The following is a 14,495-nucleotide window of genomic DNA, read 5'->3' on the forward strand; positions in this document are numbered from 1 at the left end:
TCGGCCTCCATTTGGGACGTTCACACCAGATTCCGATACCCGAGCCGTGAAACCATCGGGACATTCGCCGGGCCAGGCGGTTCGACCAACGACAGGAGTGCAGCGCTGATGCAGGTCCACGACATCGTGTTCACCGGCGGCCGTGTCGTCGATCCCGCATCGGGGACCGACGAGGTTCGGGGCATCGCGATCACCGACGGCAAGGTCTCGGCGTGGGGTCGCGACGCGATCGAAGCCCGGCAGACGATCGACGTGACCGGTCAGGTCATCTGCCCCGGATTCATCGACCTGCACAGCCACGGACAGGAAATCGCCGAGCAGCGACTTCAGGCATTGGACGGAGTCACGACGGCCCTCGAACTGGAAGCCGGCGTCATTCCTGTTGCAAAGGCATATGCCCGGGCCGGCGCCGAGGGCCGCCCGATCAACTACGGCTACGCGACGTCGTGGGCGCACGCCCGAATGATCGAACTCTCAGGGGCCGATCCCGACGGCGACATCAGAACGCTCCTGCACCATCTCGGTTCCCCGAGCTGGCAGGGCGAGCCCACCGCCTCCCAGCGCGCCCACATTCTCGAACTCCTCGAAAACGATCTGGCCGCAGGCGCTCTCGGCATCGGCGTGGTGGTCGGGTACGCGCCGAAATCCGATCCGGTGGAGTACCTACAGGTGGCGGATCTCGCGGCCCGAGCCGGCGTTCCCACCTATACCCATGCGCGCCCGCTCATCTCGGCCGATCCGTCGAGCCCGGTGGATGGTGCCGTCGAAATCGCCCGTGCAGCAGCCGAAACCGGCGCACACATGCACTACTGCCACGTCAACAGCACCTCGGGAATGCACGTCGACCACGCGCTGTCGGTGGTGGCGCAGGTTCAGGCAGCCGGATCGCGCGTCACGACGGAGGCGTATCCGTACGGTTCCGGGTCGACGGCCGTCGGAGCTGCGTTTCTCGATCCCGACAAGCTGCACCTGATGAATCTGACACCACGGTCGCTGACATTCGTACCCACCGGTGAACGTATCGCGGACCGCAAGCAGCTGGAACATCTTCGGGCCACCGACCCCGGTGGGTTGGTGCTGGTGGAGTTCCTCGACGAGAACGACACCGTGCAGCGCGAATTCCTCGAACGGGCGATGACTTTCGATCGCGCCGCCATCGCGAGCGACGCGATGCCACTGACCTGGCCCGGCCGTTCGCCTGCCGACTCATTGCAGTGGCCACTGCCGGAGAAGGCACTCGGCCACCCCCGCGGCGCAGGCACCTATGCACGTGCGATTCGTACGCTGTACCGCGAGCGTCGGCTGCTGTCGCTGTCGGAGATAATCGCGCGCTGCTCGTTGATCCCTGCGCAGATTCTGGAGGAGTCGGTTCCCTCGATGGCGACGAAAGGTCGGATCAGCCCCGGTAGCGACGCGGACATCCTCGTTTTCGACCCCGAGCGAATCACCGACAACGCCACGTACATCGACGGCACCCGCCCCTCCACCGGTATCAGCCGCGTGCTGGTCGGCGGAGTACCCGTCGTCGAAGACGGTGTCGTGGTCCAGGACGCGTTGCCTGGTCGCCCGGTACGCCGCTCGTAGCCGGATCTCATTCTGACCTGCATAGTTCTGACAGAAAGTCACCACACATGAACACATCGTCTGCAATCAACGGCACAATCGATGCCATGACGGATTTCGCGAACCCCCCGATCGGTTGGCAGCACAAGGCCTTCGGCACCGACCTCGAAGGTCGCGACGGTTCCGACCTCGAGCCGCTGGGGATCTCGGCACTCGACGGCAACCTCCTGCTACCCGTGATGACACTCAACCGTGCAGCGATCGCGCACAATGTCGACCTCATGGCGCAGTTCTGCTCCGACCACGATGTGGATCTGGCGCCTCACGCGAAGACCACGATGAGCCCCGAACTGGTTCGACGGCAACTCGACGCCGGGGCTTGGGCGATGACGGCGGCAACCGTTGCGCAGGCACGCATTCTGCGTGAGTTCGGTGTGGACACCATCATCATCGCCAGCCAGGTTCTCGATCCCGCCGGTATTCGGTGGATCTGCGACGCCCAGGCCACCGACCCCGATTTCTTCGTCACCACCCTCGTGGACTCGGTCGAGAGCGTCCGCCTGATGGAACAGTTGATCGCGAAAGTCTCACCGGCCAGCCGTATCCGGGTTCTCGTCGAACTCGGCTACGACAGCGGACGCGCGGGCGCTCGCACTGTCGAGCAAGCACTCGACGTCGCACGCGCAGCATCGCAGGCACCTTCGTTGATACTCACCGGAGTCGAGGGGTTCGAGGGCATGATGCCCGGAGCCTCGGTAGCAGCCCGCCGTATCTCCGTCGATTCGTATCTCAAATCCGCTCGGGTTTTCACGGAAATCTGTGTGGCCGAGTACCTGTTCGAGAACAACTCCGCGAAGGCTCCCCAGCCACTGGTCACTTTCGGCGGCAGTGCGTTTCACGATCTCGTTGTGCGCGAACTGGCCGGACGGTGGGCACTCGACAACGGTGTACGCATCGTGCTGCGCAGCGGTTGCTATATCACCCATGATCACGGTCTCTATGCCGAAACTTCGCCGTGGGCTGACGGTCCGCGAACTCTGCAGGGAGCCGCAGAGGTCTGGGGTGTAGTGCTCTCCATACCTGAACCCGGACGGGTGATCCTGGGCTTCGGCCGCCGCGATGTCGGTTCCGACGCAGGCTTTCCCATCGTCCTGTGGCGCCGACGCGACGGATCCAACCGATCAGCACGAGAGCTGACGATCACCGCACTCAACGACCAGCACGCGTACGTCGACGTTCCGGCTGACTTCGACGTGAAGGTCGGCGATCTGCTCGGTTGCGGAATCTCGCATCCCTGCACCACATTCGACAAGTGGTCACTGATTCCCGAGGTCGATTCGGATTACCGCGTCGTCGGTACAGTGCACACCTACTTCTGAGGGGCCGGTTGCGGTAATCCGGCGTCAGTCGTCCTTCGGGTCACGCGGCAATTCGACGCGGAACGTCGTCCCCTGCCCGAGGGAGGTCTCGACGCTGACGGTTCCGTCGTGCGCTGCAACCAAAGCCGAAACGATGGACAGGCCGAGACCGGCGCCCCCGGTCTCACGGGTGCGAGAGGTGTCGGCGCGGTAGAAACGCTCGAAGATCCGCGCGGCATCCTCGTCACTCAAACCCTGACCGGTATCCGAAACCTCGACCACCGCGGAGTTCTCGGTCGTACCGACACGAACGGTGACCTGCGCATCCGGCGGAGTGTGTTTGATCGCGTTGCCCACCAGATTGGCAACTACCTGACGCAGCCTGGCCTCGTCACCATGCACTTCGGGCAGGCCTGGGCCGCCGGCCATCTGAAGTTCGACAGTTCGGTCCGGTGCGATCGCTCGTGCCGCCTGTACCGAATCCGCCGCAACTGCAAGCAGATCCACAGGCTTGTTCTCGAGTGGACGCTGTTCGTCGAGTCTTGCCAGCATGAGCAGATCTTCGACCAGAAGTCCCATCCTCGACGCCTCGCCCTCGATCCGGTTCATCAGCGTTTCCGTATCAGTCATGGCGCCTTGGCGATACAACTCGGCGAACCCACGAATAGTCGTCAAGGGTGTGCGCAACTCGTGGCTCGCGTCGCCGACAAACCTACGCATCTTCTCCTCGGAACGCCGGGCCGATTCCTCCGAAGCCTCGGTCGCGGCAAATGCGTGCTGAATCTGCGCGAGCATTCCGTTGAGCGCCACGGACAGTCGACCGACCTCGGTGCGGTCATCGCGCTCCGGAACACGTCGATGAAGGTCGCCGGCGGCAATGGCAGCGGCAGTCTCCTCCACCTCGACAAGCGGACGGAGGCTCCGACGAACCACGAAATACGCTGCGCCGCCGAGGATCAGCAGGACAACCAGGCCGATGCCGAGTTGCAGGCCGACCAAGTCGTCGACGGTCTGCTCGTTATCCGTCAGTCGCACACCGATAGTCGTGGTCGTGCCGTCGCGGACCGTCGTGAGAACCCGCCAGTTCACGTCCGAACCGTCGCTCGATCCGACGGTGATCGGGCCGTTGGTGGAATCTTTCGACAGGTCGGGTTCGGTCGTCGTCGACTTGTCGTTCAGGATGATCACCCGTCCGTCCGGGGTCACGGTCCGAACGAAGAAGGGGCTGGGTGGGCGGGTGCCCGGGCCGACGTCACTGGGCGGCTGCAGATCTCTGCTGTGCGGCTTTGCCCAACCGTCGACCGCTTCGTACAGCGTTTTGTCGGTTCGCTGGGTCAGTGAGTTCTCGAGAGCAGAAGTGACCGCTACACCCGACGCCAACAGACCCAGCGCGGCCAACACCAGCAAGGCCGCAACCAGGGTGAAGCGCAGCGGCAGTGAATGGAGACGGAAACGACCCCGCTTCGGAAGCTGATCGTTTTCCGCGGCGGCGATCATTGCCGCGGTTCACGCATCACGTAGCCGACCCCACGCAATGTGTGAATCAGCGGTGTCTCCCCCGTGTCCACCTTGCGCCGCAGGTAGGAAACGTAGGACTCGACAACTCCGACCTCCCCACCGAAGTCGTAATTCCAGACGTGGTCGAGAATCCGCGGTTTGCTGAGAACCGTCCCGGCGTTGACCATGAAGTATCGGAGCAGTGTGAACTCGGTGGGCGAGAGTGCAACCAACTCGCCCTTCTTCCAGACCTCGCGGGTGTCGTCGTCGAGTTCGATGTCGGCGAACTTCACCCGCGGCGACTGCTCCGGCGCGACACCGCGACCGGCGCGGCGCAGGATGACCCGCAACCGCGTCACGACTTCTTCGAGGCTGAAGGGCTTGGTCACGTAGTCGTCCGCGCCGAGGGTCAGGCCGCTGATCTTGTCGTCGAGCGAATCCTTCGCCGTCAGAAACAGGACGGGCGCGTCCACACCGTCGGCGCGCAGGCGTCGAAGCAGACCGAAGCCGTCCATCCCGGGCATCATGACGTCGAGAACGATCGCGTCGGGACGGAATGTCCGTGCGACGTCCAGGCCTTGGGCGCCGCTCGAAGCAGTTGCCACCTCGAAACCCTGGAATCGGAGGCTCACGGAGAGCAACTCCACGATGGTGGGTTCGTCGTCGACAACGAGGATGCGGGCTTCGGGGGTCTTGTCGGTCACGAGAACCATCTTCTCCCCTGCCACTGGATTCCCGCTGTATGTTCCCTGGGAGCTTCCTGTGAACGGCCGGGTGCAGGTGAAAAGCTGACAGCAGGATCCCGGCAAGGATCCAGGCTTCGATCGGCTGGCAAGGCACACGTGACATCAGCGGATTCAGCTACTTCAACGCACTGTCGATGGAGACTGCATTCGCGGACGCTGCGGTGTGGGTCGCCGACGCAGTTCAGACAAATTTGGCCGGCTACGACTTCGTTCAGTGGCCGAGTCGAGGACGCCATCTGCTGGTTCCTCGACTTCGAGACGGGGAACCGGTGTGGATTGATCCGCACGGCGATGTGACGATAAGTCGTATCGGCGAGTTGTGCAAAAATTCGACGAATTATGCAGCAACGTAGCCCAGTTCAAATCGCTCAGCTCTACGGTCCTGTGGCGTCCGCGCTGGTCGGCGGTGTGGTAGCCGCGTACGCAGTGGCCGAGTCCCGAGTTGACGACTTCTCCTTCTCCGACGCCGGCGTTATCTCGGTGGTGATCACGCCGCAGTGGGCGGGAGCAACTGCCGCTGTGGTTGCGGCCGTCGGCGTAGCGCTACTGCATCGCTGGGGACGTGGCGGTCTCGCGAGTGTCTTCGCTGTAGTCGGCGCCCTCGCCATCGCGCTACCTGCATTCGTCCCCGTCTCCGCCCAGATTTCGGTGACTCTGAACGCAATCGGAGCAGGCGCTTTCCTCGCGGCAGCGGCATTTCCGACGAAGGGTCACCGCGGAGCACAAACCGCTCTCGGACTCGGCGTAACCACGACGACCCTGTACTTCGGCGCAGCGGACTTATGGCGCGATCGCGTCCCCAGGTGGTCGCTCACACTTCCGGGCGATTCCTACCCCGTGCCGTCCACGGTTCCCGTCTGGATTCTGCTCGCCGCAACTCTTCTCGTGGGTGGAGTCGCCGCACTCGCACGACCGAATCAGGAGCCGGGCGACATCGACGCACGCCTGGTGAAGCTGGGAGTTGTTCTGCCCCTGGTATTCACGGCCCTCTATGTGTGGTTGGGCTCGACGACATCACCTGGGTCATGGGTGATCGCGGTGGTATTGGCGGTTGCCGTTACCGTCGCACTGGCTTGGCGGTTGCCGCCACACGACGGTCGTTTCGTACTCGTCGGACTGGCAGTCAGTGCGGTTTCGGTCAGCTCGATTTCCTTTCCATCCGACTGGACCTGGGCGATGCCCGCGGGAGCTGCTGCCCTGGCGTTGGGCGTCGTCGTCGGCTGGAGAAGACCGATGCCGCAACTCGGGCTGGGACTCCTTGCCGTGACTGCACTCTCGGGATTGCTGGATGCCGCCCCGACCACGGTTGCCTACGTCCTCGTCCTCCCGCTTGCGCTGGGACTGGCCGTCACGTCATGCATGCCTGTTGCCGTCGGAGCAGTCTCGAGCGGGTCCGTATTTCCCTTCGCTCTTACCTTGTTCTCGGTTTCACCGACCTTCTTGGACCCGGGCTCGCGGGAATTCGGGTGGTCTACCGGTGTGCTCGTCGAACACGGACCGGCCGCCGTGAACACGCCGATTCCTCTGACTGTTCTCGCTGCGACGGCGACGATCGTGGTGTCCGTGTCGACCATCCATCTGAAGAGAGTTCGAACGGCGGTGGTGACCTAAATCGCCAGCTGATCGGGTCGGAACGCAGAATTCTGTTGCTATGGTTGGGTGGTCAACGACGACATCCGGACGAGCGCACCGTACCCGGCCAGCGAAAAGACGGTGCCTTGGGAGTTGTTCACCATGGCATGGATCGTGCTCGTCATTTCCGGACTTTTCGAAGCTGTCTGGGCTACCGCACTCGGTAAGTCCGACGGATTCAGCAAGATGTCGCCCACCATCGTCTTCGTCCTCGGCCTGATCGTCAGTATGGCCGGCCTCGCGTATGCAATGCGTACCCTTCCCATCGGGACTTCCTACGCGATCTGGGTCGGCATCGGCGCCGCCCTGACCGTGGGATATGCGATGATCACCGGCGCGGAGTCCACGTCGATCGTCAAGATACTGCTGATCCTGGGCATCGTCGGCTGTGTCGTCGGTCTGAAGGTCCTTCACTGACCGGCGATCCTGGTGAGTGTTTGTGTGTTACCGGTTACAGTTAACGCATGAAACTGCTGGAGATGCTCACGCTTCCCCTACGCGCGGGCATTGCAGCCGCAGAGATCAGTTTGGGAATCGCCGAGCTGACGGTCACGACAGTTCGTATCGCCGTCGGTAATACCGGCGCGGTGACGGCGGGTGCTGCCGGCTTGGCAAGCCCCCGCGGACCCATGCAGATGATCCAGCAGTTGTCATCGCTCACCGCTGACGATCGGCCCATCGGGCAGGCCTTGGCCCCCGGTGGGCCACTCGATCGACTTCTCTCTCCCGGCGGCCCGGTCGACAAACTGACTGCACCCGACGGCACTCTCGAACGACTGCTCGCTCCCGGCGGACCACTCGAAAGACTTCTTGCCCCCGGCGGACCGCTGGATAGGGTGCTCGCCGAGAACGGCGCATTGGAACGCTTGCTCGCGCCGGACGGTCTCCTCGACCGAATGATGGCGGAGGACGGTCCGCTGGAACGCCTGACAGCGCAAGACGGTGCCGTCGAACGCCTGACTGCCAAGGACGGTGTCATCGATCGCGCACTGGCCGAGAACGGCATCCTCGAAACACTCCTGGCAGAGAACGGCGCCTTCGAACGGCTCATCGCCGAAGGCGGCCCGCTTGACCAGATCGTTGCACTGTCCGACACCTTGACTTCCCTCGCCCCCAACCTCGAGCGGATGAGCGCGAGCATCGAGGTCCTTCAGGAAACCGTCGGAATCCTCAGCGCTGCAGTCGGTCCACTCGGAGAACTTGCCGGCAAACTTCCCAACCGGTGGCTCAAGAGCAAGAGCGACCGCCCAGGGCCTGACCTTCCGATCGAATCGGCATAACAAACGGTTACTCGACGATTACGCGGTCAGTTGTTGATCACGATGTTGAGGTTGATGATGATTCCGCCGAAAGTCAGGATCGTGTTGGCCAAGCCAACGGTCATTCCACTGTTCAGAGCCGCGATCAGTCCGTTCATCGTCGTATCCCCTTCACTGTCTACGGGTTACGCGTACAAGATTGTGCGCTGGCGCTGACAATAGGCCAAGTTCGTGACCTGCGCGCCATTGCGGAGAAAACTTGTACCCCGGTCGCAGTTTCCACGTTAACTGTTGCAGGACAACATAATTCCAAGATCGGCGCACTACCCGCTAACGGCCGAATCAAACATCACGATTGGGCATACGCAGTCCACTTCACATAACCGTCCGCCCCATCAGACACTTGTCCACCGAAACAGAGTGCACAACAGTTAGTCCGGTGCAACAATAAGACGAATCGGACATGCCTGCGACGTGATGGGGAAGGGTGGTTGAGACAATGACGGCGCCGCGCATCGCCAGAGGACACCGCGGCCCTACCGGGGGCCGAAATTCCGCGTCGCAGGACAGCCTGGACGCCGCCTCGGACGCCCTGCAATCGCTGTACGCGCACCTCGATCCACATGCCCAGGCCGAGCAATTTCTCGAACAAGTCTGCAGGCATGCCGTCGATCTCATCGCCGACGCCGACATGGCCGGAATTACCATCGGCGGTTCGGACACGACATTCCGAACCGTCGCCGCCACCCACCAACTTGTTCGCACCGTCGACTCGATCCAATTCCGACTGGACTACGGACCGAGTGTGACGTCGTCACGCACGGGAACCGTTGTCCGCGCACATGCCAGCGAAGCCCACAGCCGGTGGCCTCAATTCGCAAGCGCGGCAAAGGCAGTCGGCGCCGTCAGCTTCTTGTCCATGCCACTGCCTGGCCGGGAACGCCCGCTCGGAACCCTCAATCTCTACAGCCACGACCTCCGAGGTTTCACCGGCGCCGACGTGGCATTGCTCCAACTGTTCGCCGTAACCTCGGCCTACGCGCTGCACAGCTCGCAGCGCCTCGACATCGCCAGAAAGCACGCAATGGACCTCGAGCGAGCACTCGAATCGAGAGGCGTCATCGAACAGGCCAAGGGCATCATCATGGGCACCCACCGTGTCGACGCCGACCGAGCTTTCCGCATCCTCATCCAGGACTCGCAGCGCAGCAACGTCAAACTGCGAGTGATCGCCCAGCAGTACATCGACGGTGCGATCGACCCGCGCCAGGCTACGAACAAGCCTGAGACCAACTGAACCTGGCAGGCAGCCGAGAGACCTGGCAAACACAGTAAGAGATGGTCCTATGTGAAGGCTTGAGCTACCCTCCCCCTCCCACGGAGCACCGCCTGGGCGAAGCCTGATGTCCGCTTTCAATCGACCAATGCAGAATCCACCCCGGACAACCACCGCCGTCCGATGCCATTCGATGACCAAATTGCGCAATGTGTCCACTGACTTCTTCAACGCTGACGGTTGGCGTGACCGCTAACCATGAGCTTGGACCCAACGCGGCCGATCAGATTGCCGGCGTGCAAGCAGTTTGCCGAGACCTGTTCACGCTCTTGGACCCTGAGTGGCCAGACGCCCCAGTCGGAGGCTGGGAATGTCTTGGAACATGAGAGGGGAGCAATGCGACACCGTTCTCGTGAATCTGGCAGGGGTAATTAGTCAAGTCAGCCGCAATCTCACTCAAAAGTCACAACAGAGGTTTCACGACAAACTCAACTACTGTGACCGACGACAGGCACGACCTTGAACGAAGTCCTCGTAGAACTTGAGGTAGCTGCCGCTCTGACCGGTGCCGCGAGCCCAATCGTTTGAGCCACTGGTTCCGGAGCATCTACTACATGGGACTGCGAACCAACCACCGTCGCCGGACTTTGGACGACTCGCCTAACGATGAGTCGAGCATCGAAGTCGAGGCGCGCGCTCACCTCAGACTCCGATGGTCGCCACTTCCTCACTTCGACAGCGACGACACTATCGACAGGGATGCGCTGACAGCGAGCAAGTCGACCAGTTGACCGTCGGGCCGAGCATCGGCGACGCCATCGCCGTATCTGTCGATCCATGCCTGGAACCACTCGACATCGAGTCAGCATTCAAATCGCTTAGGCAATCTATCGATCGAAAGAATCGGCAGCGCGTTGCAGCCATTCCGCATGTCGCGGCTGTCAGCCTGGACCAAACGAGGATCGGGTGGGACATGCTCAACCCACTGATCGCGACGCTGTTGTGGACCAACCCAAAGTATAGGTGGCTTGCTACGCTGGCCGAAGTAGTAGACACCCGAGTAGTGCCCAGCTACACCGGGGAACGGTTGATGTTCAACATAACCCCGAGGCTCTTCCTGCGATTCCTGCCTCGATGATGCGCGCTGCGGGGCGAAGTACAGTTTCGTCTTCCGTAGCCCCTCTTCAGCCGCGTCCAGAGATATTGTCAAGACCTGTGGATGAGGGTGTTTCAGGCGACCTCCGTTTCGCTTGATTCGTCGGGCTCAGCGGGTGAGATGTCGATGGGTCGTTCGAGCAGCTTGCCTTTGTGGAACACCGCGCCGGCACGGACCAGCGCGACCAGATGGGGGGCGTTGACCGCCCGCCAGCGGGCTTGTGCGGCGTCGATCAGCTTGTAGGCCATGGCAATCCCCGCTGCGCGTGACCCAGGGCCCTTGGTGACCTTGGTTCGCAACCGCACGGTCGCAAACGTCGATTCGATCGGATTCGTAGTGCGCAAGTGGATCCAGTGCTCGGCCGGGTACCGGTAGAACTCCAGGAGCACGTCGGCGTCGTCGACGATCTTGGCGACCGCCTTGGGGTACTTCGCGCCGTAATCTACCTCGAAGGCCTTGATCGCGACCTGGGCCTTGTCGATGTCCTCGGCGTTGTAGATTTCCCGCATCGCCGCGGTCGCACCTGGATGAGCCGACTTGGGCAGCGCAGCAAGCACATTGGCCTGCTTGTGAAACCAGCAGCGCTGTTCACGGGTATCCGGAAACACCTCCCGCAGTGCCTTCCAGAACCCCAGCGCCCCATCACCGACGGCCAGCACCGGGGCGGTCATCCCGCGGCGTCGGCATGAGCGCAGCAGATCAGCCCACGACTCTGTGGACTCCCGGAACCCATCGGTGAGCGCGACGAGCTCCTTGCGGCCGTCGGCGCGGACGCCGATCATCACGAGCAAGCACAGCTTCTCCTGCTCCAGGCGGACCTTGAGATGGATGCCGTCGACCCATAGGTACACGAAATCGGTGCCCGAGAGATCCCGGTCGGCGAAGGCCTTCGCCTCGTCCTGCCATTGCGCGGTCAGCCGGGTGATCGTCGAGGCCGACAGCCCGGCACCAGTGCCGAGGAACTGCTCCAACGCCGCACCGAAGTCGCCGCTGGACAGCCCGTGCAGGTACAGCAGCGGCAACACCTCGGTCATCTGCGGGGACTTGCGTGACCACGCCGGCAGGATCGCCGAGGAAAACCGTTGCCGTTCACCGGTCTCGGCGTCGACACGGCGGTCGTTGACCCGCGGTGCGGTCACCGTCACCGCCCCCGCCGCGGTGAGCACGTCACGCTCGTGGTGATAGCCGTTGCGGACCACCAGCCGCCGGCCGTGCTCATCGAGATGCTCGGCGAACTGCTCGATGTATGCGGCGACTTCGGCGGCCAACGCCGCCGCGAGCATCTGCCGGGCACCGTCGCGAACGATCTCGTCAAGCAACGACCGACCAACACCGCTGTCGTCGTTGGAGGATTGCTGATCCTGAACTACCGTGAGCATGGGCGTACCTTCCCGAACCAGCGCGCCAACGCCGGTCCTGATCAGAGCTGATGGAATTTCAGATCATTCCCGGGAAGGTGCGCCCACTCACGCCGCCTCGCCGAGAACCATCCACAGGTTCTGATCATTGCTCCCGCGTCCAGAACTGATGTCAGTGATGCCTTGACTTTGCGCGGTCACGGGTCCGCGGGTGCGCGAGCGCGTCAGTTCATTGCACAAATGACGTGAAATATGCAAGGTGATTCGGTCAGACTGTTGCAGTGCCGCTAAGTACACAAGTGCGAGTTCGCGCGACCGTCGTGCTAGACCATGCGATCTCTTGCAGGACAGATCCGCCGGTCGGCGCGATCCCCATCGACGACGATCAATGGTCGTTGTTCGTCGGACGGCTGCAAGATGTTCGGGACTCGTTCGTCGCCACGACCGAGGTCGTAGACGCCGCTGTCGAGTCGGAGACCTTCAATGACCTGCGCGCGGCGGCGGAAATGGCAGCGTCAGCACTACTCGCCGCAGACCGCGCATGTTACCCCGGCTTTCTATTCACCCATCCTCACCGAAGCGAATTGATTGCCCTCCATAAACTCATCGGCGAATCTGCGCGCTCCTGGAGCGCATCACTCATCGGCATACACAACGATTCGCTATCTGGTCGACTATCCGGCGAGCCGGCGGCCACTTCGATACACGCACCCACACCGATCGAGGAGGTCTTGCGGCAGCTGCAAGCAACGGGAGAGCACCAGGTCGAAGACTCGTGGATGGCCGCATACAGCGTCGACTCGGACAGCCTCCGTGACTCCAACGGCGCCTTCTCCTCCTCGCTACTCATCGCCCAGTTCCACGGCCGATTCGACGAGTTTCAGCAGCGACTCGACCGCCTCTATGCACCCTTCGGATTCCCCCGGCTCGAACCAATCAAGGCGGTTTCCTTCAGTCGCGTATTCCTTGATCTGAGGGACCCTACCGAAGCAGTGCAGGCAGCCCTCCACGTCGCCGATCTGATCTCGGACCGCTTTGCGAAAGATCCAGACCACACCGCCCTCGTGCTGAGAGGTCTGCTCGACAATGTCGACATCAGCTATGCGAACTCGATCATGATTCAGGACACTCAAGCGCGCATCGGATCCACTGTCCGACTCGATAAGAAAGCGATGCTACATCTGGAAATGTACCGGCGGATGGCCGAGGGGCAGATGAAACCGTGGGCATGGGTACTGGTCTGCCTGCACACTGGCACAGTGGGTGGGGCCCCCACCCTGTCTCAGCTCGGCGACCGGCTGCGCGCTACGAACGACCCAGTTGCTCAATCTTTTGCGGAATGTATTACGGCCGAGCCACGCAACGCGGCAGCCCATGAGGATTACCACTGGGATACACGTCGAAGACGACTGGTCGGCGGCGGGATCGATATCGACCCGGACGCTCTCACCCAACTCACTGTCCGGGGCCACGGGTTGATGTGCGGCGCCGAACTGGGCTGGGCTTTCGCCTGTGCGACCACCCCTGCACTGACGACAGCAATGGGTAAAGCCAGCGACAGGCAGTTCTCATCCATTCTTCAGATCGACGCAGCACTCTCCCGATTCGCGACCAATAACCTGCGCGTAGACGACTGGGAATTCGATCTCGACGAGCTCGCTATCCGGCTGTCGGAGCTCGCACCTGGGGGATACAACCAGTGCGCTCAGGCCATGCTCGAGGCGGGCCTCGCGCTCCCCGAGATCGGACGGTTCTCGGTGCGCGTTCCCTCAATCGACGGTCCTGCGATGGTTGTCGATCGGTACGCTCTCAACGCGATGCTGCCGGCGTGGTTCGAGTCTCAACGGCTTTACAGCGCAACGCCGACGGCGATTTTCGTGCCCGTTATGTTCCAGTCGCGACTCCTGGTCGAGACACCCGAAGAGGCCGTGCGATCTATCCTGTGGTTGGCTCTCAATGAAGCAGTGCTCTTCATCGAGAGCTACCGAAAAAGCCCACCTGCTGATCGGGCCACTGGATTGAACGGCCTCTCCCGAGGACTGGCCATGACCTACTGCGCGTTGGAGACGTGTGTGAACGCCGCCCCCGACCACCGGCCGAGCCTTATCGGACGCGCCTACCGGGCGATACGTGGTGCCGCCACCTACGCGGACGCGGCAGGCTCCGACCCCACACGACTAGGGCAAGCCGGCGCCGAAAATGCATTGGCACGTCTCGAGACCAAGATCTACGCTTTGTGGGAGGACCTTCCTCCGTGCGCTCCCTTCCCCACCCTCAACGCAACTCCTCTACAACTCGCATCGGAGCGAGTGGGCTCCGTGCTTCCTTGGTCCGATCATTACTAGCGGCACACAAACCCTCGGCCGAGGATGGACCCTCCTCCGACGCCTCGGGCTCAACACCCCGGCCTAAAAACCGAGACGAAAGTTGTTGATGACCAACCCACCTGACCGACATCCGGTGTCGATTGACGGAGCAACAAAGCAAAACAAATTGTTGCTGAGGCGTTTACGGCAGCATCAGATCAAGCATCGCAACTAGTCGACGATCGCAATCGTGGAATCCCAGAGAAATTTTAAAACGAAGTCGTCGAATTTGGCGAGACCCTCGAATGGAGAAACGACGAGCTCGGCTTCGAACTGGGTAGCAA

General features: G+C 62.1%; 10 protein-coding genes and 1 riboswitch. Of the genes, 7 read left to right on the top strand and 3 right to left on the bottom strand.

The features are described from left to right. Positions 1-108 precede the first annotated feature (108 nt). The gene (locus tag QRN54_RS01075) at positions 109-1,584 is read left to right on the top strand and encodes an amidohydrolase family protein (RefSeq protein ID WP_058039182.1); all 1,476 of its coding nucleotides are present in this window, start codon (positions 109-111) and stop codon (positions 1,582-1,584) included. A 47-nt stretch (positions 1,585-1,631) separates the two neighbouring features. Beyond that, a complete protein-coding gene (locus QRN54_RS01080) occupies positions 1,632-2,942 on the top strand; it encodes an alanine racemase (RefSeq protein ID WP_285181463.1) in 1,311 nt (436 codons plus the stop codon). 24 nt (positions 2,943-2,966) lie between these two features. Here QRN54_RS01080 and QRN54_RS01085 read toward each other — a convergent pair whose 3' ends face one another. After that, entirely contained in the window at positions 2,967-4,418 is a 1,452-nt protein-coding gene (locus QRN54_RS01085; protein WP_064111860.1) for a sensor histidine kinase, read from the bottom strand. Beyond that, complete coding sequence (locus tag QRN54_RS01090; RefSeq protein WP_007734368.1) at positions 4,415-5,131, bottom strand: response regulator transcription factor; 717 nt, start codon at positions 5,129-5,131, stop codon at positions 4,415-4,417. The genes QRN54_RS01085 and QRN54_RS01090 overlap by 4 nt, the downstream gene beginning before the upstream one ends. A 372-nt stretch (positions 5,132-5,503) precedes the next feature. On the opposite strand from QRN54_RS01090, the gene QRN54_RS01095 reads away from it, so the two are divergent. The 4 genes from QRN54_RS01095 (at position 5,504) to QRN54_RS01110 (ending at position 9,352) form a co-directional block, all read left to right on the top strand. Next, the gene (locus QRN54_RS01095) at positions 5,504-6,775 is read left to right on the top strand and encodes a hypothetical protein (RefSeq protein ID WP_285181464.1); all 1,272 of its coding nucleotides are present in this window, start codon (positions 5,504-5,506) and stop codon (positions 6,773-6,775) included. A 43-nt stretch (positions 6,776-6,818) separates the two neighbouring features. Next, a riboswitch (guanidine-III (ykkC-III) riboswitch) is annotated at positions 6,819-6,884 on the top strand. Between the two features lie 14 nt (positions 6,885-6,898). Then, positions 6,899-7,213: a DMT family transporter gene (locus QRN54_RS01100; RefSeq protein ID WP_007734365.1), complete on the top strand. Its 315-nt coding sequence runs from the start codon at positions 6,899-6,901 to the stop codon at positions 7,211-7,213. Positions 7,214-7,260: 47 nt separating this feature from the next. Continuing rightward, positions 7,261-8,076, top strand: a complete 816-nt coding sequence (locus QRN54_RS01105; RefSeq protein WP_003945831.1) for a hypothetical protein — start codon at positions 7,261-7,263, stop codon at positions 8,074-8,076. 478 nt (positions 8,077-8,554) lie between these two features. Then, on the top strand, positions 8,555-9,352 hold the full coding sequence (locus QRN54_RS01110) for a GAF and ANTAR domain-containing protein (protein ID WP_285181465.1): 798 nt from the start codon (positions 8,555-8,557) through the stop codon (positions 9,350-9,352). Positions 9,353-10,561: 1,209 nt separating this feature from the next. On the opposite strand, the gene QRN54_RS01115 is transcribed toward QRN54_RS01110, so the two are convergent. Next, the gene (locus tag QRN54_RS01115; protein ID WP_042927240.1) at positions 10,562-11,866 is read right to left on the bottom strand and encodes an IS256-like element ISRer3 family transposase; all 1,305 of its coding nucleotides are present in this window, start codon (positions 11,864-11,866) and stop codon (positions 10,562-10,564) included. Between the two features lie 710 nt (positions 11,867-12,576). Between QRN54_RS01115 and QRN54_RS01120 the strand changes: the two genes are divergently transcribed. After that, on the top strand, positions 12,577-14,190 hold the full coding sequence (locus tag QRN54_RS01120) for a hypothetical protein (protein ID WP_285181466.1): 1,614 nt from the start codon (positions 12,577-12,579) through the stop codon (positions 14,188-14,190). The last annotated feature ends 305 nt before the right edge of the window (positions 14,191-14,495 follow it).

It is taken from the genome of Rhodococcus sp. MEB032 (assembly GCF_030208925.1).
Classification (GTDB): domain Bacteria; phylum Actinomycetota; class Actinomycetes; order Mycobacteriales; family Mycobacteriaceae; genus Rhodococcus_F; species Rhodococcus_F qingshengii.

What these genes read in the sequence shown, in the direction of transcription:
- QRN54_RS01080 (WP_285181463.1), top strand. Translation starts at nt 1,632, where the DNA reads ATGAACACATCGTCTGCAATCAACGGCACAATCGATGCCATGACGGAT.
- QRN54_RS01105 (WP_003945831.1), top strand. Translation starts at nt 7,261, where the DNA reads ATGAAACTGCTGGAGATGCTCACGCTTCCCCTACGCGCGGGCATTGCA.
- QRN54_RS01100 (WP_007734365.1), top strand. Translation starts at nt 6,899, where the DNA reads ATGGCATGGATCGTGCTCGTCATTTCCGGACTTTTCGAAGCTGTCTGG.
- QRN54_RS01085 (WP_064111860.1), bottom strand. Translation starts at nt 4,418, where the DNA reads ATGATCGCCGCCGCGGAAAACGATCAGCTTCCGAAGCGGGGTCGTTTC.
- QRN54_RS01095 (WP_285181464.1), top strand. Translation starts at nt 5,504, where the DNA reads ATGCAGCAACGTAGCCCAGTTCAAATCGCTCAGCTCTACGGTCCTGTG.
- QRN54_RS01090 (WP_007734368.1), bottom strand. Translation starts at nt 5,131, where the DNA reads ATGGTTCTCGTGACCGACAAGACCCCCGAAGCCCGCATCCTCGTTGTC.
- QRN54_RS01115 (WP_042927240.1), bottom strand. Translation starts at nt 11,866, where the DNA reads ATGCTCACGGTAGTTCAGGATCAGCAATCCTCCAACGACGACAGCGGT.
- QRN54_RS01110 (WP_285181465.1), top strand. Translation starts at nt 8,555, where the DNA reads ATGACGGCGCCGCGCATCGCCAGAGGACACCGCGGCCCTACCGGGGGC.
- QRN54_RS01075 (WP_058039182.1), top strand. Translation starts at nt 109, where the DNA reads ATGCAGGTCCACGACATCGTGTTCACCGGCGGCCGTGTCGTCGATCCC.